Origin of the sequence: Shimia sp. MIT1388 (assembly GCF_047124445.1) — a bacterium.
Taxonomy (GTDB): Bacteria; Pseudomonadota; Alphaproteobacteria; order Rhodobacterales; family Rhodobacteraceae; genus Shimia.
Genome location: NZ_CP138921.1, coordinates 1,734,105 through 1,758,952 on the forward strand (window position 1 = coordinate 1,734,105; position 24,848 = coordinate 1,758,952).

26 protein-coding genes and 1 tRNA gene are annotated in these 24,848 nt (G+C 59.1%); 14 read left to right on the forward strand and 13 right to left on the reverse strand.

What is annotated here, in order from left to right:
- Positions 1–12 precede the first annotated feature (12 nt).
- The gene (locus SIB92_RS08500) at positions 13–426 is read left to right on the forward strand and encodes a cupin domain-containing protein (protein WP_412555387.1); all 414 of its coding nucleotides are present in this window, start codon (positions 13–15) and stop codon (positions 424–426) included.
- A gap of 164 nt (positions 427–590) precedes the next feature.
- Here SIB92_RS08500 and SIB92_RS08505 read toward each other — a convergent pair whose 3' ends face one another.
- From SIB92_RS08505 to SIB92_RS08520, 4 genes are all read right to left on the reverse strand, one after another.
- Complete coding sequence (locus SIB92_RS08505; RefSeq protein ID WP_412555388.1) at positions 591–968, reverse strand: hypothetical protein; 378 nt, start codon at positions 966–968, stop codon at positions 591–593.
- On the reverse strand, positions 968–2,425 hold the full coding sequence (gene hydA / locus SIB92_RS08510; protein WP_295178029.1) for a dihydropyrimidinase: 1,458 nt from the start codon (positions 2,423–2,425) through the stop codon (positions 968–970). Before hydA ends, SIB92_RS08505 begins: the two co-directional genes overlap by 1 nt.
- Before the next feature lie 58 nt (positions 2,426–2,483).
- Positions 2,484–2,789, reverse strand: a complete 306-nt coding sequence (locus tag SIB92_RS08515; protein ID WP_412555389.1) for a GIY-YIG nuclease family protein — start codon at positions 2,787–2,789, stop codon at positions 2,484–2,486.
- A 111-nt stretch (positions 2,790–2,900) separates the two neighbouring features.
- The gene (locus SIB92_RS08520; RefSeq protein ID WP_412555390.1) at positions 2,901–4,151 is read right to left on the reverse strand and encodes a Zn-dependent hydrolase; all 1,251 of its coding nucleotides are present in this window, start codon (positions 4,149–4,151) and stop codon (positions 2,901–2,903) included.
- A 155-nt stretch (positions 4,152–4,306) separates the two neighbouring features.
- On the opposite strand from SIB92_RS08520, the gene SIB92_RS08525 reads away from it, so the two are divergent.
- Both SIB92_RS08525 and SIB92_RS08530 read left to right on the forward strand, forming a co-directional pair.
- The gene (locus tag SIB92_RS08525) at positions 4,307–4,954 is read left to right on the forward strand and encodes a TetR/AcrR family transcriptional regulator (RefSeq protein ID WP_299418978.1); all 648 of its coding nucleotides are present in this window, start codon (positions 4,307–4,309) and stop codon (positions 4,952–4,954) included.
- Positions 4,955–5,035: 81 nt separating this feature from the next.
- Complete coding sequence (locus SIB92_RS08530; protein ID WP_412555391.1) at positions 5,036–5,653, forward strand: TetR family transcriptional regulator C-terminal domain-containing protein; 618 nt, start codon at positions 5,036–5,038, stop codon at positions 5,651–5,653.
- Here SIB92_RS08530 and SIB92_RS08535 read toward each other — a convergent pair.
- On the reverse strand, positions 5,650–6,300 hold the full coding sequence (locus SIB92_RS08535; RefSeq protein WP_412555392.1) for a winged helix-turn-helix transcriptional regulator: 651 nt from the start codon (positions 6,298–6,300) through the stop codon (positions 5,650–5,652). The two genes, SIB92_RS08530 and SIB92_RS08535, sit on opposite strands and share 4 nt — an antisense overlap.
- Positions 6,301–6,424: 124 nt before the next feature.
- Here SIB92_RS08535 and SIB92_RS08540 point away from each other — a divergent pair, with 124 nt between their 5' ends.
- Positions 6,425–6,952: a carbonic anhydrase gene (locus SIB92_RS08540; protein ID WP_412555393.1), complete on the forward strand. Its 528-nt coding sequence runs from the start codon at positions 6,425–6,427 to the stop codon at positions 6,950–6,952.
- Between the two features lie 100 nt (positions 6,953–7,052).
- On the opposite strand, the gene preA is transcribed toward SIB92_RS08540, so the two are convergent.
- A complete protein-coding gene (preA, locus tag SIB92_RS08545) occupies positions 7,053–8,357 on the reverse strand; it encodes an NAD-dependent dihydropyrimidine dehydrogenase subunit PreA (RefSeq protein WP_294116296.1) in 1,305 nt (434 codons plus the stop codon).
- 115 nt (positions 8,358–8,472) lie between these two features.
- On the reverse strand, positions 8,473–9,798 hold the full coding sequence (locus SIB92_RS08550; RefSeq protein ID WP_412555394.1) for an NAD(P)-dependent oxidoreductase: 1,326 nt from the start codon (positions 9,796–9,798) through the stop codon (positions 8,473–8,475).
- 417 nt (positions 9,799–10,215) lie between these two features.
- On the opposite strand from SIB92_RS08550, the gene SIB92_RS08555 reads away from it, so the two are divergent.
- Positions 10,216–10,422, forward strand: coding sequence for a cold-shock protein (locus SIB92_RS08555; RefSeq protein WP_294116299.1), 207 nt, complete (start codon positions 10,216–10,218; stop codon positions 10,420–10,422).
- A gap of 110 nt (positions 10,423–10,532) precedes the next feature.
- Here SIB92_RS08555 and SIB92_RS08560 read toward each other — a convergent pair whose 3' ends face one another.
- Positions 10,533–11,270, reverse strand: coding sequence for an SDR family NAD(P)-dependent oxidoreductase (locus SIB92_RS08560; RefSeq protein ID WP_412555395.1), 738 nt, complete (start codon positions 11,268–11,270; stop codon positions 10,533–10,535).
- Between the two features lie 83 nt (positions 11,271–11,353).
- Complete coding sequence (locus tag SIB92_RS08565) at positions 11,354–11,914, reverse strand: NAD(P)H-dependent oxidoreductase (protein WP_412555396.1); 561 nt, start codon at positions 11,912–11,914, stop codon at positions 11,354–11,356.
- 87 nt (positions 11,915–12,001) lie between these two features.
- Between SIB92_RS08565 and SIB92_RS08570 the strand changes: the two genes are divergently transcribed.
- Positions 12,002–12,937 carry a LysR family transcriptional regulator gene (locus tag SIB92_RS08570; protein WP_412555397.1) on the forward strand — a complete coding sequence of 312 codons (936 nt, stop codon included), beginning with the start codon at positions 12,002–12,004 and terminating at the stop codon, positions 12,935–12,937.
- Between the two features lie 77 nt (positions 12,938–13,014).
- Here the strand turns inward: SIB92_RS08570 and SIB92_RS08575 are convergent.
- The 4 genes from SIB92_RS08575 to pdxH all read right to left on the reverse strand — a co-directional run bounded on the left by SIB92_RS08575 (position 13,015) and on the right by pdxH (position 14,891).
- Positions 13,015–13,091, reverse strand: a tRNA-Pro gene (locus tag SIB92_RS08575).
- Positions 13,092–13,137: 46 nt separating this feature from the next.
- Positions 13,138–13,608, reverse strand: a complete 471-nt coding sequence (locus tag SIB92_RS08580) for a DUF192 domain-containing protein (RefSeq protein ID WP_412555818.1) — start codon at positions 13,606–13,608, stop codon at positions 13,138–13,140.
- Positions 13,609–13,631: 23 nt separating this feature from the next.
- A complete protein-coding gene (locus tag SIB92_RS08585; protein ID WP_412555819.1) occupies positions 13,632–14,189 on the reverse strand; it encodes a cold-shock protein in 558 nt (185 codons plus the stop codon).
- Positions 14,190–14,285: 96 nt separating this feature from the next.
- Positions 14,286–14,891 (reverse strand): pyridoxamine 5'-phosphate oxidase, encoded by a 606-nt coding sequence (pdxH, locus tag SIB92_RS08590; protein ID WP_412555398.1) that lies wholly within the window; start codon positions 14,889–14,891, stop codon positions 14,286–14,288.
- 124 nt (positions 14,892–15,015) lie between these two features.
- Here pdxH and fabI point away from each other — a divergent pair, with 124 nt between their 5' ends.
- The 8 genes from fabI to SIB92_RS08630 all read left to right on the forward strand — a co-directional run bounded on the left by fabI (position 15,016) and on the right by SIB92_RS08630 (position 24,838).
- Positions 15,016–15,834: an enoyl-ACP reductase FabI gene (gene fabI / locus SIB92_RS08595; RefSeq protein ID WP_412555399.1), complete on the forward strand. Its 819-nt coding sequence runs from the start codon at positions 15,016–15,018 to the stop codon at positions 15,832–15,834.
- Complete coding sequence (locus tag SIB92_RS08600) at positions 15,831–16,445, forward strand: LysE family translocator (RefSeq protein WP_412555400.1); 615 nt, start codon at positions 15,831–15,833, stop codon at positions 16,443–16,445. The genes fabI and SIB92_RS08600 overlap by 4 nt, the downstream gene beginning before the upstream one ends.
- A 14-nt stretch (positions 16,446–16,459) precedes the next feature.
- A complete protein-coding gene (locus tag SIB92_RS08605) occupies positions 16,460–17,218 on the forward strand; it encodes a L,D-transpeptidase family protein (protein ID WP_412555401.1) in 759 nt (252 codons plus the stop codon).
- Positions 17,219–17,291: 73 nt separating this feature from the next.
- Positions 17,292–17,810, forward strand: coding sequence for a xanthine phosphoribosyltransferase (gene gpt, locus SIB92_RS08610; protein WP_412555402.1), 519 nt, complete (start codon positions 17,292–17,294; stop codon positions 17,808–17,810).
- 110 nt (positions 17,811–17,920) lie between these two features.
- The gene (locus tag SIB92_RS08615) at positions 17,921–19,096 is read left to right on the forward strand and encodes an aminotransferase (protein ID WP_412555403.1); all 1,176 of its coding nucleotides are present in this window, start codon (positions 17,921–17,923) and stop codon (positions 19,094–19,096) included.
- 107 nt (positions 19,097–19,203) lie between these two features.
- Complete coding sequence (locus tag SIB92_RS08620) at positions 19,204–21,045, forward strand: peptidylprolyl isomerase (protein ID WP_412555404.1); 1,842 nt, start codon at positions 19,204–19,206, stop codon at positions 21,043–21,045.
- 15 nt (positions 21,046–21,060) lie between these two features.
- The gene (gene trpE / locus SIB92_RS08625; RefSeq protein ID WP_412555405.1) at positions 21,061–22,572 is read left to right on the forward strand and encodes an anthranilate synthase component I; all 1,512 of its coding nucleotides are present in this window, start codon (positions 21,061–21,063) and stop codon (positions 22,570–22,572) included.
- Between the two features lie 304 nt (positions 22,573–22,876).
- Positions 22,877–24,838: a bifunctional 2',3'-cyclic-nucleotide 2'-phosphodiesterase/3'-nucleotidase gene (locus SIB92_RS08630; RefSeq protein WP_412555406.1), complete on the forward strand. Its 1,962-nt coding sequence runs from the start codon at positions 22,877–22,879 to the stop codon at positions 24,836–24,838.
- The last annotated feature ends 10 nt before the right edge of the window (positions 24,839–24,848 follow it).

Here is a 24,848-nt window from a genome sequence, read left to right on the forward strand (position 1 = left end):
GAAGGAGCCCCCATGTCGACCCCCATGCCCACCACCTGTCAAAAGCTGCGCCTTGGCGAGACTTATGACGGAAAACAAGGGTTTAGCTATTTCCAAGGCATCGCCCGAGAAACCACCGGATCGCAGGGCATCTGCATGCACCTCTTGCGCATCCCGCCCGGCGGCCGCGCCAAAGCCCATCTGCACGAAAGCCATGAAACGGCGATCTATGTAATGGAGGGCAATGCCGTGATGTTTTGGGGCGAGCAGCTTGAACACTTTATGTCCACCGATCCGGGCGATCTGGTCTACATCCCCGCCGGCGTGCCGCACTTGCCGATCAACACCGGCACGGTTGAGGCGGTTGCTGTCATCGCCCGCACTGACCCGCACGAACAGGAAAGCGTGCGCCTCTTGCCCGAGCTTGAGGATTTGGTGCCCAAATAGCTTCATCGACCACAGACCTGCCGCCAGCCCACGACCGCGGGTGGGGGCAAAGCCCCCGCCCATGGGGGCGGTCGGGGGCAGCCCGGCCAAAGGCCGGGCCTTTCCTTCAACAACCTGCATCACGAGGCCACTTTTTTCGTTGAATATTTGATGCCCCAGCGTCCTCATGACGTGGCCTCAGCAGCTGGCGTCGCCCGGCGGCGACGCCAGATCCGAACCATGATTAATCCAAGACATAGCACAGCCGCAGGGCCAACCATGTATAGATAGATCCGGTCCAGTATGCCGCCTGCACTGTCGCAATTGGCAATAATCTGACCTTCCCCACCGTCGCTCGGCGAAGGCGGGACATAGACCGGATCTTGATTGCAATAGGCGATACCTCGAACAATGTTTTGCACAAGATACAAAATGGCAGCAATGCCCACACCCATAGCTGCATAGAGATGCAACCATCGGTCAGCGGCCCACATGATGCCCCAGATAAGAGCAACAGTGACCGCTGAAAAACCGATCAAGGCTATGAGCATCGCGCCCAGCATCACACACCCGTCGCCGGAATACCGGAGCGCTGCACAGGCTGCGGTGAGGTCAATTCTTTCCACGTGGAAAGCGCCTTGTTCACCGTGGTGTTGGCTTCGCGTTCTACAAACTTGCCATGGCCTTCCTGCGTGCGGATCTCACCGTCATGCACCGCCACCTGACCGCGTGTCAGCGTAAAGCGTGGCAGGCCTTTGACCTCATGGCCCTCAAACACATTGTAGTCGATCGAGGACTGCTGGCTGCTGGCCGAAATCGTCTTGGACTTCTCCGGATCCCAGACCACAAGGTCCGCATCCGCGCCAACCAGTACTGCGCCCTTTTTCGGGTAGCAGTTCAGGATTTTTGCGATGTTGGTCGAGGTCACGGCGACAAATTCATTCATCGTCAGACGGCCGGTGTTTACCCCATGGGTCCAGAGCATCGGCATCCGATCCTCAAGCCCACCTGTGCCATTCGGAATTTGGCTGAAGTCTTTGAGGCCAAACCGTTTCTGCTCTGTGGTGAAGGCACAGTGATCGGTTGCCACCACGCTCAACGAGCCTGACTGCAGACCGGCCCAAAGGCTGTCCTGATGCTTTTGGTTGCGGAACGGAGGCGACATCACACGGCGCGCAGCGTGGTCCCAATCCGGGTTGAAATACTCGCTCTCATCCAGCGTCAGGTGCTGGATCAGCGGCTCACCCCACACACGTTTGCCCTGCATGCGCGCCCGGCGAATGGCCTCATGCGCCTCCTCACAGGAGGTGTGCACCACATAAAGCGGCACGCCCGCCATATCGGCAATCATGATCGCCCGATTGGTGGCTTCACCTTCCACCTGCGAAGGCCTCGAATAGGCATGCGCCTCCGGCCCGGTGTTGCCCTCGGCCAGCAGCTTCGCGGTCATCTCCGCCACCACATCGCCGTTTTCGGCATGCACCATGGCAATCCCGCCCAGCTCGGCCAGACGGTTGAACGAGGCAAACAGCTCATCGTCATTGACCATCAACGCGCCCTTGTAGGCGAGGAAGTGCTTAAACGTGTTGATCCCGCGCTGCTCGATCACGGTTTTCATATCGTTGAAAACCTGCTCGCCCCACCAGGTCACCGCCATGTGGAAGGAGTAGTCACAGTTTGCGCGGGTCGATTTATTGTCCCACCGCTTGATCGCATCCAGCAGGCTCTCACCCTGGTTGGGCAGACAGAAATCCACCACCATCGTGGTGCCGCCCGCCAGCCCGGCGCGCGTGCCGCTCTCAAAATCATCGCTGGAATAGGTGCCCATAAACGGCATTTCGAGGTGCACATGCGGGTCAATCCCGCCAGGCATCACGTAACAGCCGGTCGCGTCCAGCGTCTCGTCACCCTTGAGGCCTTTGCCAATCTCAATGATCTGACCGTTCTCAATCAGCACATCCGCCTCATAAGACAGATCTGCGGTCACAACGGTGCCGTTCTTAATGACTTTTGTCGCCATATCTTCGCTCCCTTTTAGTGCGCGCCGCCCCGGACTTGATCCGGGGCCTCGCCCGCAATCACGCCGGAACGAGCGCCGTTATGTCGTGCCAGTTTGGATTGGCATCTGTAATCAGTTTGACTTTCCAGTCCCGCCGCCAACGTTTGATCGCACGCTCGCGCCGCAGAGACGGTTCGAAGGACTCGTGCACTTCGAACCAGACCAGTGTTTTGATGTTGCATTTGTTTGTATGCGTCGACAGCCCCGCCCGATGCGCCTGCACGCGCAACAGAAGATCCGTTGTGCGTCCAACGTAAAGTGCGCCCCCCGGTCTGGAGGCCATAATGTAGACGAAGTGGGACATCCCCAAGCTTCGCGCCATCATGGTTACCAAATCGTAAACCCCGCCCCGGACCTGATCCGGGGCCTCGCCCCTCACGTGCCAAACGCGCGGGGTCCCGGGTCAAGCCCGGGACGGCGGGGGCCAAGTGCACCCTCACTCCACAACTTCCGCCGTCTCGAGCACCGCGTGCAGCATCACATCCGTGCCTGCCGAGGCCCATTCTTTGGAAATCTCTTCCGCCTCATTGTGGGACAGCCCGTCCACACACGGACACATGATCATCGCGGTCGGCGCCACATCGTTGATCCAGCAAGCGTCATGCCCCGCGCCGGAGACGATATCCATGTGGCTATAGCCCAGACGTTCCGCCGCCTCGCGCACCGCGCCGACACAGGCTTCGTCAAAGGCGGGTGGATCAAACTGGCCGACAATTTCCCAGTCCAGCCCCACTTCGATCTCTTCACAAAGCTGCGGCGCCTTCTCGGCAAACTCCGCCAGCATGGCGTCAATCACCTCTTGCAGGTGGCTGCGGAAATCGATGGTGAACACCACCTTCCCCGGAATGATGTTGCGCGAGTTCGGATAGACATCCACATGGCCAATCGCACCCACCGCATTGGGCTGATGCTTCATCGCAATCTCATGCACCAGCTCCGTGATCCGCGCCAAACCCCGGCCCGCGTTTTTACGCATCGGCATCGGTGTGGAGCCGGTGTGGCTCTCCTTGCCGGTCACCGTACACTCAATCCAGCGCAGGCCCTGACCGTGGGTCACAACCCCGATGTCCTTGCCTTCCGCTTCCAGAATCGGCCCCTGCTCGATGTGCAACTCAAACATCGCATGCATCTTGCGCGCACCAACCTCTTCGTCGCCAACCCAGCCGATCCGCTTCAGCTCATCGCCGAACTTCTTGCCCTCCGCATCGACGCGGTCATAGGCCCAGTCCTGCGTGTGACGGCCTGTGAAAACGCCGGAGGCCAGCATCGCCGGCGCATAACGTGTGCCCTCTTCGTTGGTCCAGTTGGTGACCACAATCGGGTGTTTGGTCTTGATGCCCAGATCATTCATCGAGCGCACCACTTCCAGCCCGCCAAGCACACCCAGCACACCGTCATATTTGCCGCCGGTCGGCTGTGTGTCCAAATGGCTGCCCATATAGACCGGCAGCGCCTCTGGGTCTTCGCCCGGACGGGTGGCAAACATATTGCCCATCGTGTCCACGCCCATGGTCATGCCCGCGGCCTCACACCACGATTGGAACAGCGCGCGACCTTCCGCATCTTCATCGGTCAATGTCTGGCGGTTGTTACCACCGGCGATACCGGGGCCAATCTTGGCCATCTCCATCAGGCTGTCCCACAGCCGATCCGCGTTCACCTTAAGGTTCTCACCCGGTGCACCCATAGCATCTACTCCCTATTTTCTGGCCCGGGCTTGCGCCCAATTGGGCTGCCCTTGCTGGTGGGGCTCTTGATCTCACGGCCTTCCTGACCGTATGGTCAAATTCAGACGAGCACACCCTGACCAACCGGTCAAGATTTTTTATCAGGGCATTTTTGATGGCAGAGACCACAGCGGCATCCCCCAAAGCGACCAGCAAAAAAATGCGCCGCCAAGAGGCAGAGGCGCTCATTTTGTCAGCAGCAGAAAAAGTCTTCGCTGAGGCAGGCTTTGGCGGCGCTACGATGCAGCTCATTGCCGACGTCGCCGGACTACCCAAGGCGAACCTGCATTATTACTTTCCTACCAAAGAGTTACTCTATCGGCAGGTGGTGCAGAGAATCTTCCAAATCTGGCTTCAGGCGGCGGATATTTTTGACCAAGCCGAGGGACCTGAAGAAGGCATCGGCGCCTATATTGACGCCAAAATGGAGATCTCCCGCCGCCATGCGGATGGCTCCAAAGTATGGGCCAGCGAGGTCATGCACGGAGCACCTGTGATTCAGGATTATCTGGAGACCACTCTCACCGATTGGACCAATGGCCGAATCGAGGTGATCGAACGCTGGATCGCCGAGGGGCGGATGGCGCCAATTGATCCGCGCCATCTCCTCTACATGCTCTGGGCCACCACCCAGCACTATGCCGACTTCGGCCACCAGATCGAGACGCTCAACGGCGGCGCGCCGCTGGATGATGTGCAGTGGGAAGCGGCCAAAACCAATATCAAAACCATCATCCTGCGCGGGATTGGTGCCGTTGAGTAAGGCTTTCCTATCCTAAATCCCTGTAGACCCACGCCTTTGGCTGCATTAGCCTAAAAGGCAAAGAAATACGGAACGTTACCTATGGCCGAGGCATCGACGCGCAAACCCAGCCGCATTCAGCAGCGCAACCGCAAGCGCATTCTGGACGCCGCTCTCGAAGTGTTTTCCCGCCACGGCTATCGCGGCGCCACGCTGGATCTGATCGCCGAAGAGGCTGGCCTCTCCAAGCCCAACATCCTCTATTATTTTGGCGGCAAAGAAGACATCCATGTCACCCTGCTCAACCAACTGATGGAAACCTGGCTCGACCCGCTGGACCACATGGACCCGGACGGCGAACCGCTTGAAGAAATCCTCGGCTACGTGCACCGCAAGCTGGAAATGAGCCGCGAATTCCCGCGCGAAAGCCGCCTCTTTGCCAATGAAATCCTGCAAGGTGCGCCGCGTATGGAGCCGCACCTGGAAAGCGACCTGAAGCCGCTGGTCGACAAAAAGACCGCGCTCATTCGCACATGGATCGCCCAGGGCAAACTGGCCGATGTGGACCCACGTCACTTGATGTTCTCGATCTGGGCCACCACCCAGCACTACGCCGATTTTGACGCGCAAGTGCAGGTGCTCAGCGACCGCGACACCGACGTGCTTGACGGCGCCGACACTTTTCTTGATCAGATGTATCGCAAACTGCTGACGCCTTAATCTGCGCCGTGCAGGACGGCCATCACGGCCCCCATCATCTGGGCAAACGCGCCGTCTGCTCCAGCCGTGAGAACCTGTATTTCCGCCCGTGCGCCAATGAAGGTCTCCATCGGCAGGTCACCCTCTGACACGGCCAGCAAATCCTCATACCCGGTGGTCAAAACCACATCCGGCGCCTCGTGAACACCGTAGCTGGCACGCACCGCCCCATCCGCCACATCCAGCTGCATCATCTCACCGTCCACAACCAGCCCTACGCGCAGCGCCATATCACCAAGCTCTGCCCGCCGCGCTGCCGCCAGCAACGTGGTCACAACCGTGCGCAAGTTGCCCGGCTTGACCACCGCCCCCTCCGGTTCAAACGCCGCGCCAAACACCGCCAGTTCAAACAAAACATCCAGCGTTCGCGCGCCCAAAGGCGTCAACGCATAGCTCTCTTCCTTTGAAACCAAACCATCCGCCACCAGCTTATTGAGTCGGTCGGTCAACAGGTTCGCCGCGATCCCCGGCAAGCCTTTCTGTAGCTCACCAAACCGCATCGATCCCGCGTGCAAATCCCGCAGGATCAACAACGTCCACCGATCCCCGATCCGGTCCAAAGCCCGCGCTATGGGACAAAGCAATTTATACGACCGCGCCTTTGCCATCTCCGACCTCACGAAAGCGTTACTTTATTTTTTAAAGCGTTAACTTTAAATTTTAAAGCACACTACCACATCCTTCTCATCGGTCCAAGACCAACCGATGACCTATTGAAAACAAGGAGCAATTATGTCCAACACATCCACCCTTCTCGACCGCAACCAAACCTTCGCAGCCAATTTTGCCGAGGCAGATCTCTCCGTCTTCCCCAAACTCAACACCATGATCATCGCCTGTATCGACGCCCGCGTAGACCCGGCCCATATCTTCAATCTGGACCTCGGCGAAGCGGTTGTCGTGCGCAACACCGGCGGTCGCGTCACCCCGGCTGTGATAGCTGAAATCGCTGCGCTTTCGGTGATGATCAACCAAATCAACGGCGGACAAGACACCCCGTTTGAACTCATCCTGATGCAGCACACCCACTGCGGCTCCGAACGGCTCACCGACCCAAATCTGGCGGCCGCGATCAAATCCAAAACCGGCGTCGATGTGGCCCCACTGGCCATCCACGACCATGAGGATAGTTTGCGCGAAGACCTCGAGACGCTGCGCACCTCCCCCGCCGTGCCGGACTATTTGACCGTGTCCACCATGATTTACGATGTAAAAACCGGCCTCGTCTCGACACTCACCCCGCCGGCGCAACTCAACTAACTGTCGCACAAACAAAAAACCGTCGCGGGGGACACCGCGACGGTCAGTTTCAGGAAGGGAAGATCCCTGAAAAGCGGGCCAAAACGGCCCTGTGTGAAGCTTACTCAGCTGCCGTGGACATCGGGTTGTTTGGATGCGCGGTCCAGTTGCCGTAATCGGCCTCCACTGGTGTGTTTGTGCGCTCATCCATCTCACCCGGCTCCAGCGTGCGCATGGTGATACAGTTCTCCACCGGACACACGTTGACGCAGAGGTTACAGGCCACGCATTCATCGTCTTTCACGGTGAACACACGGTCCTCAGACATCTCAATCGCCTGGTGAGAGGTATCCTCACACGCCGCATAGCAGCGGCCACAGCTGATGCAATCATCCTGATTGATCACCGCTTTGGTGACGTGGTTCAGGTTCAGATACTGCCAGTCGGTGACATTTGGCGTCGCCATGCCGACAAAATCAGCCGTAGAGGTGTAGCCCTTCTCGTCCATCCATTGGGACAGTCCAGAGATCATCTCCTGCACAATCTTGAAGCCATAGGTCATCGCCGCCGTACAAACCTGCACGTTGCCAGCGCCCAGCGCCATGAACTCCGCCGCATCCCGCCAGGTGGTCACACCACCGATGCCGGAAATCGGCAACTTCGCCGTCTCAGGGTTGCGCGCAATCTCCGCGACCATGTTGAGCGCAATCGGCTTCACCGCCGGGCCGCAGTAGCCGCCGTGGGTGCCTTTGCCGTCAATCATCGGCTCCGGGCTCATCGCATCTAGGTTCACCGAGGTGATCGAGTTGATCGTGTTGATCAGGCTCACCGCATCCGCCCCACCACGCAGCGCCGCTTCCGCTGGATGCAGGATGTTGGTGATGTTTGGCGTCAGCTTCACAATCACCGGCAGGTCAGTGGCTTCTTTACACCAGCGCGCGACCATTTCGATGTAGTCCGGCACCTGCCCCACAGCGGAGCCCATGCCACGCTCGGCCATGCCATGCGGGCACCCAAAGTTCAGCTCAAACCCGTCACAGCCGGTCTCTGCGATCATCGGAAGGATGCGTTTCCACTCTTCCTCTTCGCAGGGCACCATGACCGAGGCGATCAGCGCATGATCCGGGTAATCCCGTTTCACGCGGGTCATTTCCTCAAGATTCACCTCAAGCGGACGGTCGGTGATCAGCTCGATGTTGTTCAAACCAAGCAACCGACGATCTGCGCCGTGGATCGCGCCGTAGCGCGGTCCGTTCACGTTCACAACGGGCGGACCTTCCGCGCCCAGGGTTTTCCACACAACACCGCCCCAGCCCGCTTCAAAGGCGCGGCGCACGTTATATTCCTTATCCGTTGGCGGCGCCGAGGCGAGCCAGAACGGGTTTGGGGATTTGATCCCTACAAAATCACTTTCGAGATTGGCCATATGCTTATCTCCTTTTTGGCTGGTCCCGCCGCGCCCCGGACCTGATCCGGGGCCTCTGGCCATCGCGCACCCGGCACGAGGTCCCGGGTCTAGCCCGGGACGGGACCCTATGTTGTCAACCGGCACTCACAGCCGCATGAATGTCTTCGGCCGCGTCACGACCCTCAGCCACCGCAGTCACGGTCAGATCGTCACCGCCCGTGGCACAGTCGCCACCAGCCCAGATGCCATCCACGGACGTGCGGCCAGTTTCGGATACTTTGATCTTGCCCCACTCCAGTTCCGGAAGGCCCTCACCTTCCAGTGTCTGGCCGATGGCTTTGAACACCTGATCCGCTGCCAGACGAATGGTCTGTCCGGTTGGTTTCAGATCGTTATCGGTGTATTCAAACTCGATCTCGCGCACCGCGCCGTTGCCAATCACCGCCTTGGGCGAGGCATTGGTGATGATCCGCACGCCTTTGGAAGCCGCCAGATCCTGTTCAAACTCGGACGCGTTCATCCGGTCTTTGCCGCGACGATAGACAAGGCTCACGTTCAGAGCGCCCAACAGCTTCGCTTGAACAGCAGCATCCACGGCGGTCATCCCGCCGCCGATCACCACAACATCCCGGCCAATCGCCATTTTGCCAAGGTCATCCGCCTGACGCAGTTCCGCGATGAAGTCCACCGCATCATCAACGCCGTCTTTGTCCTCGCCGTCGACGCCCAACGCGTTCACGCCACCCAGGCCAATGCCAAGGAACACCGCGTCAAACTCCGCCTTCAGACCGTCCAGCGACAGCCCGTCGCCTAGCTTTTTACCGGTCTCAACCGTGATGCCGCCAATCTTCAGCAGCCATGCGACCTCGCGTTCAGCAAAGCTCTCAACCGATTTATAGGCCGCGATGCCAAACTCGTTCAGACCACCGGCTTTCGCGCGCGCATCATAAACTGTGACATCATGCCCATGCATGGCCAGACGGTGTGCCGCGGACAGACCCGCTGGCCCCGCGCCCACCACGGCGACTTTCTTGCCGGTGCTGTCGGCTCGGCCAAAAGGGTGCAGACCCGCATCCACCAGCTTATCAGTGGCATAGCGCTGCAACCGGCCAATCTCGACCGGGTTGCCTTCGGCGGTTTCGCGCACACAAACCTGCTCACAGAGCGTTTCGGTTGGGCACACACGGGCACACATGCCGCCCAGAATGTTCTGGTCAAAAATCGTCTTGGCCGCCGATTCCGGCGTGCCGGTGGCGATCTGACGGATGAACAGAGGGATATCAATGTCTGTCGGACAGGCCGTCATACACGGCGCGTCGTGACAGAAATAACAGCGATCCGCCGCCACCAGGGCTTCGTGATCGTCAAAACGAGGGTGCAAATCCCCAAAATTCTCGGACAATTCCGCAGAGTCTAAACGCCCCGCTTGGATGCCGTCGCTGAACGGTGTGTTGGACATAGGACCTCCCCATACACCTTGTTGGCTACCCACTCAGGCTTGCACAGGTTTTTTGACCAATCAATAAAAAAATTTACCACATGGTCAAAAGATGACAAACGGCCCCAACACGCGCGCCTGAAGGCAACCTGCTTAAAACTTTGGCCCTGCACAAAAACCGGCACCAGTCACCGCAAACCGTCCCACCGGCCCGCAGCACCTTTCGCATCAGAAACAAAGCCATGAAATTTTTGCGAAATCTTACAGGTTGAAACACTTATTGGACAAAAAGTCCTTGTTTTCTGCCCGCGTTGTTATCACATGGGGGGTGCGCAGTTTCTATTTTCGACCCCCTGCTCCTAACCGGCTCAGCTTTCGATCAAGATACCCGCCGGGTTGCCGCATGTTGCGGGCGACACAAAACATGGAGAAACGACGATGGCTACTGGCACCGTCAAATGGTTCAACACCACCAAAGGCTTCGGCTTCATTGCACCTGATGAAGGCGGCAAAGACGTATTTGTACACATTTCTGCCGTTGAGCGCTCCGGCCTGACCGGTCTCGCAGACAACCAGAAAGTCAGCTACGAGCTGCAAGCGGGCCGTGACGGCCGCGAAAGCGCCGTAGATCTGGCCCTGCTCTAAGAGAGCGACAGGTCCGACATGAGAAAGGCGCCCAATGGGCGCCTTTTTTATGTGTCAAAACAGGTAGGCCATGATGAACAAGTGGATACAAGGTCCCCGCCCTAAGTGCCCTAAAGCATATAGCCACCACCGGCCTGAACGGACTGCCCCGTAATCCACCCCGCCCGATCATCCGCAAGCAGCATCACTGCATTGGCAATGTCCTCGGGCTTCCCCAGTCGCCCCATCGGCGTTTGGGCCATGACCATTCCCATCATCGCTTCATCCGTCTTGACGTAGGCCAAGGCCTCTGTGTCCGTAAATCCAGGGGCCACTGCATTCACGCGGATTCCCATTGGACCCAGCTCTGAAGCCAGCAATCGGACCGCATGCTCTCCGGCTGCCTTTGACGACGCATATGCCACCACGCCCGGCAAAGTGCCTCGCGCTGTTACGGATGAAATATTAATGACGGCACCCTTAGTCTCCGCAAGATGAGGGATCGCCTCACGGGCAAGCGCCAGTGGCGCAAACACATTGATCCGATATGTGCTTTCAATATCCGCGTCGCTGGTTTCGACCAGCGGCCCCATTGTGCCCGTGCCAGCGTTGTTCACCAGCACATCCAAGCGACCAAATGTGCTGACCGCCTCCTGAACAATCCGCGCTGACGCACCACTCTCACAAACATCTGCTGCAATAAATGCAGCCCTAGGCCCGAGTTCAGCCACAGTCTGCTCAAGTACAGCCTGCCTGCGCCCCGTGATCAGAACCTTTGCGCCGCCGGCAACAAAGGCGGCTGCAATGGCTTTTCCAATTCCAGTGCCACCACCTGTGACAATGACAACTTTGTTTGCGAATTTTTCCATGAGTTTCTCCTGTGTCTGGATAGAGGGAATCACCTCTGATTAGCCGAGGCCAACAGAGCGCGAGATTGTGTGATTGAAACGCGTTACGCCCTGTCGGTCCCGCCACCGTCGACCGCAATTCGCGGCGCCGTGACGAAGGAAATCAGCTTTGGAACGCTGGCATTAAGGGCATCTGGATTTCGGCTCATTGCGCTGTGCAACACAAATGGAGGCAGATAGGTCATGCCCACCATACGAGCGGTCTGTTCATACGGCACCAAGAACGCATCCATTGAATAACTGTTTAGCCCGTCCGCTTGATAACTTCCTGCTGGTCCGCCGGTCGTGATCGCCAAACCAAGCTCTTTTCCGTGCAACGCGGTCCCTCCCGGGCCGTATGCAAATCCGAAAAGCAAAACCTGATCCAACCAGGCCTTCAGTACAGGCGGCGATGAATACCAGTAGAACGGAAACTGAAGCACAACCCGACTTGCCTGGCGCAACAGAGACTGCTCACAGCTTGGGTCAAACATCATTTCTGATCCACCAACAGCGGACAAGTCCCGCGTCGTGACACCGGGCACATTGCTTAAGGCATCATGCCACACGCGATTGGCCGTAGAGCTCCCAAGGTTGGGATGCGCAGTTAAAACAAGTGTAGTCATCGGTGGCCTCAGGTGTTGCGTTTACAAGTGAGCCAAAACTAACTAACCACCCCAAAGCCAACAATTACCCCAATAACAATCACTCTGTTGTATGGAATTCAACAAATGCGCCTCCCTCTAGCCACGCTTGAAGTCTTCAATGCCATCGCCAAAGAAGGCAGCCTCAGCGCCGCCGCAATAGCATTAGGCATCAAGCGCTCCACGGTCAGTCACCAGCTAAAGACCCTTGAGACGCAGATCGGTGCAGCCCTCTTCGTGCGCACAACCCGCTCAATCAGCCTAACTGAGGCAGGCCGCGCCTTGGCTCAGAGTTCTGGCCCGGCCTTTGAGCAACTGGCGAATGGATTCGAAAATGCGCGCGCAGCAGGTCAAAGCACACGCGGCACCCTGAAACTTGCCATTCCGGAGTTTGTTTATCACCTCCTGATAAGCGCCCCCCTTTTGTCTTTTCAAGAACGCTACCCCGAAATAGAAATTGAACTCCGGCTTGCGGACGCTTGGTCTGACATTCTCAAAGAAGGGCTGCACGCCGGGTTTCGGCTCGGCGGCGTGATCGCTCAAGATATGGTCGCGGTGGGCTTGACCGAACCCATGACGGCGGCTGTGGTGGCCAGCCCGTCCTATCTGGAAAAACACGGCACCCCCACGCACCCATTGGACTTGCTCGAGCACAATTGCCTTCACTATCGCTTCCCAAGCTCTGGCCAGCTCGCACCATGGATGTTTTCCGGGCCTGATGGCCCCTATCCGGTCGAGGTTCGTGGCAACTTGATTGCTAATTCTCTACCAGTGTCGATTGAGCAAGCCACCCGAGGGCTTGGTATCAGCTACACCTTCCGGGAATTCAGCGCCAATGCACTAGCAAGCGGCGAACTTGTGGAAATCCTGAGTGATCACGCCGCCACAATGCCCCGCGTCCACATCTATTTTCCCCAAGAATATCGAGCGCTGGTGCCGCTAAAGCTGTTCATCCAGCACTTAAAGCAAGCTAACGCCGGGCGAATCTCAACTTCCAAAAGCTGAACCGCCAGCCAAGTCCCCCAAAAGAAAAAGACGCAGCCCGAAGGCTACGTCTTTTTTCTTTTCCTCCGGGAGGAAAATGGTCGGGACGGCAAGATTCGAACTTGCGACCCCCTGTACCCAAAACAGGTGCGCTACCAGGCTGCGCTACGCCCCGACTTGTGAGGCAGGGTTTACCCCCACTGTTCGGGAATGAAAACCCCCTAACAACGCCAGTTTGCAATTTCTTGTAAAAAATTTTGGTGGCGCATTTCACTGCCGATGGAAATCCCCATCGCCTTGGCCAAACCGCCATTGATTTCAAGAACATAACGCACGGCATTGCCGCCAAAAATCGGGGTTTCGTCCAGAGGAATGGCGTTGCTGTGGATGTGCTGGATCACCCCATGCTCATCGGCAAACAACATATCGAGGGGAATCAGCGTGTTGCGCATCCAGAAAGATGCAGGCCGTGTGGTCTCATAGATAAACAGCATGCCGGCACTGCTTGGCATATGGGCGCGATTCATCAATCCCTGCGCCCGCTCGGCCTCTGTGTCTGCCACTTCTACGGAGAATCGCGCCTGACCAAAGTCGCCTCGTATCAACAGGCTGTCTTCGTCACAGGCGTCTTGGGCTTGGGCGGGCAAGGAGATCACGAACCCTGCCGCCAGCCACAAAAATCCGGCGCCGATCAATCGACCCGCGCCAGAGAAGTTTAGTCGTTTTCCAAAACTGCGTTTTCCCACGCCAATACCTCGGTTGCCATGCGACCACGTTTACCGTCGATCACACGCAACGCCAAGGCTTCGCCAGGCTGCAGGTCAGACAGACCCGAGCGGCGCAGCACCTCGATGTGCAGGAAAATGTCTTCCGGGCGGCCAAACACATTGGCAAAGCCAAAGCCCTTGCCTTTGTCAAACCACTTCACCCGCGCCGGCTCCAGCGGCGTCGCGCGAATGTCGTCCAGATCCATGCCCTCAAAATCGGACAACGCCACCGGCGTCTCCGTTTCCGGCGCGTCGATCTTGAACACTTCAACAGCCTGCGCGCCGCGTTGTGTCACTTGTACGGACACTTCAATCGCGGACCCGTCTGCCACAGAGCTCTGACCGAAATTGCGCAGCACGTTTGCATGCAACAGAATATCCGGCCCGCCGTCGTCAGACACAATAAATCCGAATCCCTTGACCGGATCGAACCATTTCACCACGCCCATCACCTGCGTGACGTCATTTTCTAGAGTACTCAATGCCTCAACCTTAGTTTGTATCATCCCCATGATCTGCGTGACTGTGCTGCATCATGACGACTTCGGCAAGCGCAAAATTTCCATGCTTTTCATGCGCTTGCCACGAAAATTTTTAACTAATTAAGGGTTAAGACGCTGAATTTCCCACTGTTTTTCAGGGGCTTCACGGGTCCAGCGGAACCGGTCGTGTAACCGAAAGGCCCCATCCGCCCAAAACTCGATTTCGGCTGGAATAAGCCGATATCCGCCCCAAAAAGGTGGGCGTTTGGGGTGGGTGCCGTGCGCGGCTGTCATTTTTGCCACTTTTGCCATTAATTCTGTACGCGAATTTAGAGGTTGAGACTGTTCCGACGCCCAAGCACCCAGCTTGCTCTTCAAACTGCGCGACTCAAAATATGCATCCGCTTGTGGACCATCTTCCCGCATAACGTGTCCTCTGACCCGGATTTGGCGGCGCAAAGATTTCCAGTGCATAACAAAAGACGCCTTACCCGCGCCGTCCAGTTCCTGCGCTTTGGCGCTGCCGTAATTTGTATAGAACACAAACGCCGCATCCTCGATGTCCTTCAAGAGCACCATGCGGGAATTTGGCATACCGTCCGCGTCCACTGTGGACAGCGCAATCGCGTTGGGGTCATTCGGCTCGCTCTTCTCAGCCTCCGCCAACCATGCCCGCGCGATCTCAAACGGGTCCTCGCCCGCAAAAATCCCTGTTCTCTCGCTCATCACTGCCTCCAAATGCATCATCCAACCTCTCAGGCTAGGCATATTCCACGCTGGCGAAGACCTTGATGCGACAGGGTCAATCGCCTAAACGTCACGCATAACCAAGTGGGACGGAGTTCACCGGATGTCAAATCAACTCATGGCAGGCAAACGTGGTCTGATTATGGGACTTGCCAACGACAAGTCTATTGCCTGGGGTATTGCCAAAGCCTGCGCCGACGCCGGCGCCGAGCTGGCATTCTCTTATATGGGTGACGCTTTCAAAAAACGCGTGGTCCCGCTCGCCGAACAGCTCAACGTCGACACGTTGATCGACTGTGACGTCTCTGACGCCGCTTCCATCGACGCAGCCTTTGCCGAGATCGAAGAGAAATGGGGCAAAATCGACTTCATCGTGCATGCCATTGGCTTCTCGGACAAAAACGAGCTGCGCGGTCGCTATGTCGACACGTCTAAAGACAACTTCCTGATGACCATGGACATCTCCGTCTATTCCTTCACCGCTGTGATGCAACGCGCGGAGAAGCTGATGACAGACGGCGGCTCCGCCCTGACCCTCACCTACTACGGTGCCGAGCAGGTCATGCCACACTATAATGTCATGGGCGTCGCCAAAGCCGCGTTGGAAGCCTCGGTGAAATACCTCGCCGAAGACCTCGGCAAAGACGGCATCCGCGTGAACGCCATCTCCGCAGGCCCGATCAAAACCCTCGCCGCCTCAGGCATTGGCGATTTCCGCTATATCCTGAAATGGAACGAACTGAACTCCCCACTGCGCCGCAACGTTGGAATCGAAGATGTGGGCAACTCCGCGCTTTACCTGCTGTCTGATCTGGGTAGCGGCGTCACCGGCGAGAACCTGCACGTTGACGCGGGCTATCACATTGTGGGCATGAAAGCCGTCGACGCACCCGACATCGACGCCGTGGTGGGCCGCAAATGAGCCTCGCTGCCTTTGTTGCCGCCGTCTCTCTGTGCCTGATGGCCGCCGTCAGCCCCGGCCCCGCCGTGCTCATGGCCGCCCGCGTGGGTCTGCAACAGGGCCTCAAAACCGGTGCCGCTCTGTCTGTGGGCATCGGCCTTGGCGCGGTCTTCTGGGCCGCCTCCGCCCTCTTTGGCCTTGCGTTGCTGTTTGAATACGCGCCCTACCTTCTGACCGTTCTCAAGATCGGCGGCGCCGCCTTCCTGATCTGGACCGCCTTTAAAATGTGGCGTGCTGCGGATGAGCCACTGGAAGACAACGACGCCGAAGTTGCCGCCATGACGCCTTTGTCCGCCCTGCGCCTCGGCATCTGGACCCAGCTTGCCAACCCAAAACCCGCCGTCTTCTTTGGCGCGGTCTTTGTTGGCACCGTACCAACCGACGCCACCCCGCTGGCATTGGCGCTGCTGCTGGTGTGCATCTTCTTGGGTGAATTCCTTTGGAACACCTCCGTGGCGCGGCTGTTCTCTCTGGACCGCACCCGCAAAATCTACATCGGCCTGAAGCACCTGATTGACCGCGTCTTTGGCGGCCTTCTGGCGGCTCTGGGCGTCAAGATCGCGGCCACCTAAGCCGCGCTCGGACCATGCGCAAACTCCTCAAGGCACTCTTCTTTTTGCTCTGCATCACGAGCGCATTGGGGATTTTTGCTTTCTACCGTCCACATTACATTCCGCCGCCGATCAAAGAGGTCATCTGGCCGCGGGATGGCATCGCCGTGGTGCGCGCCCGTCAAACACCTGTGCTAAACGCGGGTTTTGCTGCTCACGACACCGAACTCGGTGCGCCGGTCTACATCCGCATTTTCAAAGAAGAACGCGAGCTAGAACTCTGGGTGCAAACCCCAAGCGACACCTACGCCCTCTTCAAAACCTATCCGATCTGCAACCACTCCGGCGACCTCGGCCCCAAGCTCAAAGAGGGTGACCGCCAATCCCCCGAGGGCTTCTACACAGTCACCAAATCCGCCTTAAACCCAAACAGCAGCTACCACCTGTCTTTCAACTTGGGTTTCCCCAACCGCTTTGACCGCGCACATGACCGCACCGGCAGCTTCCTCATGGTCCACGGCGACTGCGTCTCTATTGGCTGTTACGCCATGACCGACCCCGCGATCGAGGAAATCTACGTCGCCGTCGAGGCCGCCCTGAACAACGGTTTGTCCGCCGTGCCCGTACACGCTTTCCCCTTCCGCCCAACGCCGCATCGCATGGCGGCGGCCTCCGGTCACAGATGGGAAGGCTTCTGGCAGCAACTTGTCCCCGCCTACCACGCCTTCACGCAAACCGGCCGCCCGCCTCAAATCTCGGTTGTCGGGGACAATTACCGCGTCACCGCTTGGTAGCTACGCAAACAGTTTGCGCCGCCCTTTCTGTCTGCTAGAACAGCCCAAATCTGCGACAAAGGGGTGAGTCCACATGAGCGAGCGTCTGCCACACGAAAAAGGCTTCCACATCAGCTGGGATCAAATCCACCGCGACAGCCGCGCGCTGGCATGGCGTCTGGACGGCAAAGGCCCTGATGATGGCGCATGGAAAGCGGTTGTGGCCATCACCCGTGGCGGCATGGCCCCCGCGATGATTGTCAGCCGGGAGCTCGACATCCGCACCGTCGATACCATCTCCGTAAAATCCTACTACTCCGGCGGTGGCAAACAGGACAAGCAGCGCGAGGCGCAGGTTCTCAAAAGCCCTGATGCGGAGCTGATGGGCGACGGTGAAGGCATCCTGATCGTCGACGATCTGGTGGATTCCGGCAAAACTCTGGAACTGGTGCGCCAGATGTACCCCAAGGCACATTTTGCCACCGTCTACGCCAAGCCAGCAGGCGAGCCGATGGTCGACACCTTCATCACCGGCGTCAGCCAGGACACCTGGATTTTCTTCCCATGGGACATGGCGTTGCAATACGTCGAGCCTTATCGCGGCACCGATTGATCGCACCGGTTGGTGGGCTTGCCCCACATCACAAACCGCCCAATTCGGACCGCAGCGAGGCCCCTCGCTGCGGTTTTCTTTTGCCCGCTTTTGCCTGAGAGATTGACCAGATGACCCTCACCCGCACCGCCGCCACCTTTGCCCCACCTGTGATGGAAGCCCGCCGCTGGCTTGAGGGCGTGACGTTCCCACCGGAACGTCCACTGATCAACGTCAGTCAGGCCGCTCCTGTTGCCGCCCCGCCGCCCCCCCTCTTGCAACACATCGCAGACACAGCACTCAACAAGCCCGAAGCCCACCTCTACGGCCCCGTACTAGGCCTGCCCGAGCTGCGCGCCGAAGTCGCCACGCAATGGTCCGCCGCCTACGCAGGCGAGATCGCCCCTGCCCAAGTCGCCATCACCTCCGGCTGCAACCAGGCCTTCTGCGCCACCCTCACTGCCATCGCCGGTGAAGGGGATGAGGTCATCCTGCCAACCCCGTGGTACTTCAATCACAAAATCTGGCTCGACATGCAGGGCGTCACCGCCGTGCCCTTGCCCACCGACGCCCATCTCCTGCCCGACCCACAACATGCCGCCGCGCTGATCACAGAGCGCACCCGCGCCATTGTGCTGGTCACCCCCAACAACCCTGGCGGCGTCGAGTATCCGGCCGATCTAGTGCGCGCCATGTATGAACTTGCCAAATCCCGCGGCATCCGCCTGATCGTGGATGAAACCTACCGCGATTTTGACAGCCGCACCGGCGCGCCACACGACCTCTTTGGCGACCCGGACTGGCAGGACACGCTGGTGCAACTCTATTCCTTCTCCAAAGCCTACCGCCTCACCGGCCACCGTGTCGGCGCCATGGTCGGCAGCACTGCGTTGCTGGCGGAGGCAGAGAAATTCCTCGACACCGTCACCATCTGCCCCAACCAGCTTGGCCAACATGCCGCGCTCTGGGGCATGCAAAACCTCAGCCAATGGCTCGCAGGCGAACGCGCCGAAATCCTCGACCGCCGCGCAGCCATTGCCGACAACCTGCCCCTGCTCACCAACCAGGGCTGGGAACTGCAGGGCGCAGGCGCCTACTTCGCCTATATGAAGCATCCGTTTGACCTGCCGTCTGACCAATTGGCGCAGCAACTGGTGCAAAGCCACAGCATCCTGACCCTGCCCGGCACCATGTTCACGCCAGAGGGCGATCAGGCGGGCAAAGACACCCTGCGCATCGCCTTCGCCAACGTCGATCGCGACGGAATCGGCGATCTCTTTGCCCGTCTCGCCACGGTCAAAGCCTGACGCACACACAACACAGGCGGGACAGGCCAATCATGCTTGCCCCCCCTGCCCCAACCGCGTAGACCTTCGCAGAAGAAACTTGAACGATTACAGGGCGGACATCGGACATGGCGCAGAGCAAAACCTCCAAAACAGCGGTCTGGATTCTCATGGGCCTGCTCATTCTGGGCTTGGGCGGTTTTGGCGCGACCAGCCTCACCGGCACCGTGCGCACCGTAGGCACCGTTGGTGACAAAGATATCTCCGTGGATGACTACGCCCGCGCCCTGCAAGAAGAGCTTCGCGCGCTTGAGGCCCAAACCGGCCAGTCGCTGCCATTTGTACAGGCACAGGCCTTTGGCATCGACCGCATGGTGCTCTCCCGCCTCTCCACCACCCGCTCTATGGACGCGGAAAACGAGCGCCTCGGCATCTCCATTGGCGACGAGAACCTGCGTCAGGAGTTGATGAACATCCCGTCCTTCCAGGGGCTCGACGGCTCCTTTGATCGCGACGCCTACGGCTTTGCCATCGACCAAGCCGGCATGAACGAATCCCAGTTCGAGGACAGCGTGCGCGAAGACACCGTGCGCTCCCTGCTGCAGGGCGCCGTGGTCTCCGGCCTGGTGATGCCCGACGTCTACGCCGACACCGTGATCAAATTTGTCGCTGAAGAGCGTGACTTCACTTGGTCCAAGCTGACCGCAGACAACCTGACCCGCTCCGTGGACGCCCCCACCGAGGCCGAGATCGAAGCCTACTACACCGAAAATCAGGACCGCTTCATGCTGCCCGCCACCCGTCAGATCACCTACGCGTGGCTGTCGCCTGAAATGATCATCGATCAGGTGGACGTGGACGAAGCCTCACTGCAAAACCTCTACAACGAGCGCGACGCCGAGTTTAACCGCCCGGAACGCCGTCTGGTCGAGCGTCTGGCCTTTGCCGACGAAGCCGCCGCGCAAGCCGCCATGGATCAGATCACTGCGGGCACCGCCACCTTCACCAGCCTGGTTGAAGGCCGGGGCCTGTCGCTGTCTGATGTGGACTTGGGCGACGTGACCAAAGCGGACCTTGGCGAAGCTGGTGAAGCTGTCTTCCTCGCGCCTGCCAACGGCATCGCCGGTCCTGCGCCATCCAACCTCGGCCCAGCCCTGTTCCGCGTGAACGGCATCTTGGGCGCGCAGACCACCACCTTTGAAGAGGCCAAAGAGCTGCTGCGCGAGGAACTCGCCGCAGACCGCGCCCGTCGCCTGATCGACACCCAGATCGGCAACATCGACGACCTGCTCGCCGGTGGCGCCACGCTGGAAGAACTGGTGGCCGAAACCGACATGGAGCTTGGCACCCTCAACTGGCACCCGCTGTCTGAGGATGACCTCGCAGGCTACGAAGGCTTCCGCGAAGTCGCCTCCACCGTGACTGTCGAAGACTTCCCACAGATCGAAGTGCTTGAAGACGGCGGCATCTTTGCCCTGCGTCTGGAAGGCGAAACCCCTAGCCAGCCTGCCCCATTGGCAGATGTGACTGATGAGGCCGCCGCGCAGATCTCCGCCGCCCGCACCACCGAAGCGCTCAAAGGTCTGATCGAAACCCTGAAGCCGCGCCTGAACGACGGCACCAGCTTCACCTCCTTTGGCTTCACCGCCAACGAAGAGGTCGAAATGGACCGCGCCGCTTTTGTACCCGGCACCCCTGCTGAATTCCTCTCCGAAATCTTTGAGATGGAAGTGGGCGAGCTGCGCACACTGGACAGCCCGGACGGCCTGATTGTGGTGCGCCTGAACGCGATCACAGAGCCTGCGACCGACGATCCAGAAGTCACTTCGCTGAAGGCAGCGATCACTGCACAGCTCTCCAGCGGCATCTCTCAGGACGTCTTCGCCGCCTACGCACAGGCGCTGCAAGGCATGTACCCGACCCAGATCAATCAGCAGGCACTGAACGCGGTGCACGCAAACTTCCAGTAAAGAAAGGCCGCCAAGGTGGACCTGACTCCCTCGTTTGAAGATTTTGCCAAAGCCTATGAGGCCGGTGAAAATCAGGTAGTGTACACGCGGCTCGCCGCCGACCTCGACACTCCGGTGTCGCTCATGCTCAAGCTCACCGGCGCCCACAAGGACGCCTTCATGCTGGAGTCTGTGACCGGTGGCGAAGTGCGTGGACGGTATTCCATCATTGGCATGAAGCCCGATCTGATCTGGCAAACCCACGGCACCGAAAGCCGCATCAACCGCACCGCGCGGTTTGATCCCGACGGCTTCACGCCGCAAGACGGCGGCCCGCTCACCAACCTGCGCGCCCTGATTGCCGAAAGCAAAATTGACCTCCCCGAAGACCTGCCACAGGCCTCTGCCGGTCTGTTTGGTTACCTCGGCTATGACATGATCCGCCTGGTGGAGCATCTGCCCAACATCAACCCGGACCCGCTTGGTCTGCCCGACGCCTGCATGCTGCGCCCCTCTGTGGTGGCCGTACTCGACGGCGTGAAAGGCGAAGTCACCGTGGTCTCCCCCGCATGGGTCAGCGACGGCCAATCCGCCCGCGCCGCCTATGCGCAGGCCGCTGAGCGCGTAATGGACGCCGTGCGCGATCTCGAACGCGCCATGCCACAGGCCGCGCGTGATCTGGGCGAAGCACACGAAGTCTCCCCGCCGGTCTCCAACTTCACCAAAGAGGGCTACCTGGCCGCTGTGGAGAAGGCCAAGGAGTACATCAAAGCCGGCGACATCTTCCAGGTGGTGCCCGCCCAACGCTGGACGCAGGACTTCCCGCAGCCGCCGTTTGCGCTCTACCGCTCTCTGCGTCGCACCAACCCCTCACCGTTTATGTTCTACTTCAACTTCGGTGGGTTTCAGGTTGTCGGCGCCAGCCCGGAAATCCTCGTGCGGGTCTTTGGCGACGAAGTCACCATCCGGCCTATCGCGGGCACCCGCCCCCGCGGAGCCACGCCTGAAGAGGACAAGGCGCTCGAAGAGGATCTCTTGGCGGACAAGAAAGAACTCGCCGAGCACCTCATGCTCTTGGACCTGGGACGAAATGACACCGGCCGCGTTTCCAAAATCGGCACCGTGCGCCCAACCGAGAAATTCATCATCGAGCGATATAGCCACGTGATGCACATCGTCTCCAACGTCGTCGGCGAGTTGGCCGAGGACAAAGACGCGCTGGACGCCTTCTTTGCGGGCATGCCTGCGGGCACCGTCTCCGGCGCCCCCAAAGTGCGCGCGATGGAAATCATCGACGAGCTGGAGCCTGAGAAACGAGGCATCTACGGCGGCGGTGTGGGCTATTTCAGCTCCGGTGGCGACATGGACATCTGCATCGCGCTCCGCACCGCAATTGTGAAAGACCAAAAGCTCTACATTCAGGCCGGAGGCGGCGTTGTCTATGACAGCGACCCCGAAGCCGAATACATGGAGACCGTGCACAAATCCAACGCCATCCGCCGCGCCGCAGCCGACGCCGCGCGCTTCACCGGCAACGGCAACTCCTAACCGCCCCCTAAAAAGAAACCACGCGCCCCGGACCTGATCCGGGGCCTCTTTGTGGGACCGCAACGCCCGGTGCGTTAACGTCTGAGCGCCCCAAAACGCACCTCCGTAAAACAGTCGCGATACCGACGTAATACCGACGTAGATTTTGCCCCTAGGGCCGACGGTTAACGCGCAGACATCCGCCCACGTCGCAATAATTTGTCCGCTCGGTCAAATCGCTGTTACACTCTCTGAATTAATCAGAAAACAAACCCGCTTTGGCCCTGCCGCGCGGGCAATATCTATTACAACAGAGAGCACCCAAATGGCCCAATTTACACTGTCCCGCCGCCACTTCCTGGCCTCCACCGCAGGCTTCATCGCGCTGCACCCCTTCTCGGCAAATGCTGCACAAAATCAAGCACATCTGCGGATTATGGAGACCACGGACCTGCACGTGCACGTCTTCCCCTATGACTATTACGCCGACAAACCCCGCGACACCGTTGGCCTCGCCCGCACCGCCTCGCTGATCAAAAACATCCGGGATGAGGCCACCAACTCGATGCTGATCGACAACGGCGACTTCCTACAGGGCAACCCGATGGGCGACTACATCGCCTATGAGCGCGGCATGAAAGAAGGCGACATGCACCCGATCATCACCGCGATGAATGCGGTGGGCTATGACGCCGCCACCATCGGCAATCACGAATTCAACTACGGCATTGATTTCCTGATGAAATCCATGGCCGGCGCAGAGTTTGAAACCGTGCTATCCAACATCTCTCTGGAGCAAGGGGCGACAGCGCGCGAAGACAAAACCCTGTTCAAACCCTACTCCATTCTGGAGCGCGAACTCACCGACGGTGCGGGTGAGAAACACATGATTAAGGTTGGTGTGATTGGTTTCACCCCGCCTCAAGTCATGAACTGGGATCGCCGTCATCTCGAAGGCAACGTACAGGCCCGCGACATTGTCGAAACCGCCAAAGCCTTCGTGCCGCAGATGAAAGAAGAAGGCGCCGACATCATCATCGCGCTCAGCCACTCCGGCATTGGCGCGGCAGATCACGCTGACGGCATGGAAAACGCCTCCGTGCCGCTCGCTGCTGTTGAGGGCATCGACGCCGTCCTCACCGGCCACCACCACCGCGTCTTCCCCTCCTCCGCCTATGACGGCATGGCGGGCGTGGACGTGGCAAACGGCACCATCATGGGCAAACCCGCGGCCATGGGCGGCTTCTGGGGCTCGCACATGGGTCTCATCGACCTGATGCTGGAACGCTCTGGAAACGAATGGAAAATCGTTTCTCACAGCACTGAAGCGCGCCCAATCTCCAAGCGTAACGAGGACCGCTCCATCACCGCGCTGGTCGAAGACCAGCCAGACGTTCTGGCTAGCGTGCAGAAAGAGCACGACGAGACCCTCGCCTACGTCCGCCGGGCGGTTGGCAAGACCGACGCCCCGCTGCACAGCTACTTCGCGCTGGTCGCCGATGACCCATCCGTACAAATCGTCTCCATCGCACAGCTTTGGTACATCGAGCAGATGATGAAAGGCACCGAACACGAAGGCCTGCCCATCCTTTCCGCTGCCGCCCCGTTCAAAGCCGGTGGCCGTGGTGGCCCGGAGTATTACACCGACGTGGCCAAAGGTGACGTGGCGATCAAAAACGTCTCCGACCTCTACCTCTACCCCAACACCGTGCGCGCGGTGCGCGTGACCGGTCAGGAGGTCAAAGACTGGCTGGAACGCTCCGCAGGCATCTTCAATCAGGTGGATGCGGGCAAAGCCGATCAGGTGCTGCTGAACCCCGAGTTCCCGTCTTACAACTTCGACGTCATGGACGGTGTCACTTATGAAATCGACCTGTCCCAACCGTCCAAGTTTGACCCCAAAGGCAACTTGATCAACGCCGATGCCAACCGCATCACCAATCTGATGTTTGACGGCAAGCCGTTGGATATGAACGCGGAATTCATCATCGCCACCAACAACTACCGCGCCGGTGGCGGCGGCAAATTCCCCGGCGCCATGGGCGATACCATCGTGTTTGAAGGCCCGGACACCAACCGCGACGTGATCGTGCGCTACATCGTGGAAAAAGGCACCATCAGTCCCCGCGCCGACGCCAACTGGACCTTTGCGCCGCTGCCGGGCACCTCGGTCCTGTTTGACACCGGTCCTAAGGCTGCGGACTACAGCGACAGCGTGGAAGGCGTCTCTATCGAGGCCGCAGGAGAAGGCCCAGACGGCTTCGCCCGTTTCCGCATCCAGCTGTAAAGGCACACAA

Bases quoted from the DNA above. Each gene is read 5' to 3' on its own strand.
- preA (WP_294116296.1), bottom strand. From the start codon at position 8,357: ATGGCCAATCTCGAAAGTGATTTTGTAGGGATCAAATCCCCAAACCCG.
- SIB92_RS08520 (WP_412555390.1), bottom strand. From the start codon at position 4,151: ATGGGTGCACCGGGTGAGAACCTTAAGGTGAACGCGGATCGGCTGTGG.
- SIB92_RS08600 (WP_412555400.1), top strand. From the start codon at position 15,831: ATGAGCCTCGCTGCCTTTGTTGCCGCCGTCTCTCTGTGCCTGATGGCC.
- pdxH (WP_412555398.1), bottom strand. From the start codon at position 14,891: ATGAGCGAGAGAACAGGGATTTTTGCGGGCGAGGACCCGTTTGAGATC.
- SIB92_RS08630 (WP_412555406.1), top strand. From the start codon at position 22,877: ATGGCCCAATTTACACTGTCCCGCCGCCACTTCCTGGCCTCCACCGCA.
- SIB92_RS08550 (WP_412555394.1), bottom strand. From the start codon at position 9,798: ATGTCCAACACACCGTTCAGCGACGGCATCCAAGCGGGGCGTTTAGAC.
- SIB92_RS08525 (WP_299418978.1), top strand. From the start codon at position 4,307: ATGGCAGAGACCACAGCGGCATCCCCCAAAGCGACCAGCAAAAAAATG.
- SIB92_RS08505 (WP_412555388.1), bottom strand. From the start codon at position 968: ATGCTGGGCGCGATGCTCATAGCCTTGATCGGTTTTTCAGCGGTCACT.
- SIB92_RS08555 (WP_294116299.1), top strand. From the start codon at position 10,216: ATGGCTACTGGCACCGTCAAATGGTTCAACACCACCAAAGGCTTCGGC.
- SIB92_RS08615 (WP_412555403.1), top strand. From the start codon at position 17,921: ATGACCCTCACCCGCACCGCCGCCACCTTTGCCCCACCTGTGATGGAA.
- SIB92_RS08560 (WP_412555395.1), bottom strand. From the start codon at position 11,270: ATGGAAAAATTCGCAAACAAAGTTGTCATTGTCACAGGTGGTGGCACT.
- SIB92_RS08535 (WP_412555392.1), bottom strand. From the start codon at position 6,300: ATGGCAAAGGCGCGGTCGTATAAATTGCTTTGTCCCATAGCGCGGGCT.
- gpt (WP_412555402.1), top strand. From the start codon at position 17,292: ATGAGCGAGCGTCTGCCACACGAAAAAGGCTTCCACATCAGCTGGGAT.
- hydA (WP_295178029.1), bottom strand. From the start codon at position 2,425: ATGGCGACAAAAGTCATTAAGAACGGCACCGTTGTGACCGCAGATCTG.
- SIB92_RS08530 (WP_412555391.1), top strand. From the start codon at position 5,036: ATGGCCGAGGCATCGACGCGCAAACCCAGCCGCATTCAGCAGCGCAAC.
- SIB92_RS08620 (WP_412555404.1), top strand. From the start codon at position 19,204: ATGGCGCAGAGCAAAACCTCCAAAACAGCGGTCTGGATTCTCATGGGC.
- SIB92_RS08540 (WP_412555393.1), top strand. From the start codon at position 6,425: ATGTCCAACACATCCACCCTTCTCGACCGCAACCAAACCTTCGCAGCC.
- SIB92_RS08565 (WP_412555396.1), bottom strand. From the start codon at position 11,914: ATGACTACACTTGTTTTAACTGCGCATCCCAACCTTGGGAGCTCTACG.
- SIB92_RS08515 (WP_412555389.1), bottom strand. From the start codon at position 2,789: ATGATGGCGCGAAGCTTGGGGATGTCCCACTTCGTCTACATTATGGCC.
- SIB92_RS08605 (WP_412555401.1), top strand. From the start codon at position 16,460: ATGCGCAAACTCCTCAAGGCACTCTTCTTTTTGCTCTGCATCACGAGC.
- fabI (WP_412555399.1), top strand. From the start codon at position 15,016: ATGTCAAATCAACTCATGGCAGGCAAACGTGGTCTGATTATGGGACTT.
- SIB92_RS08585 (WP_412555819.1), bottom strand. From the start codon at position 14,189: ATGATACAAACTAAGGTTGAGGCATTGAGTACTCTAGAAAATGACGTC.
- SIB92_RS08500 (WP_412555387.1), top strand. From the start codon at position 13: ATGTCGACCCCCATGCCCACCACCTGTCAAAAGCTGCGCCTTGGCGAG.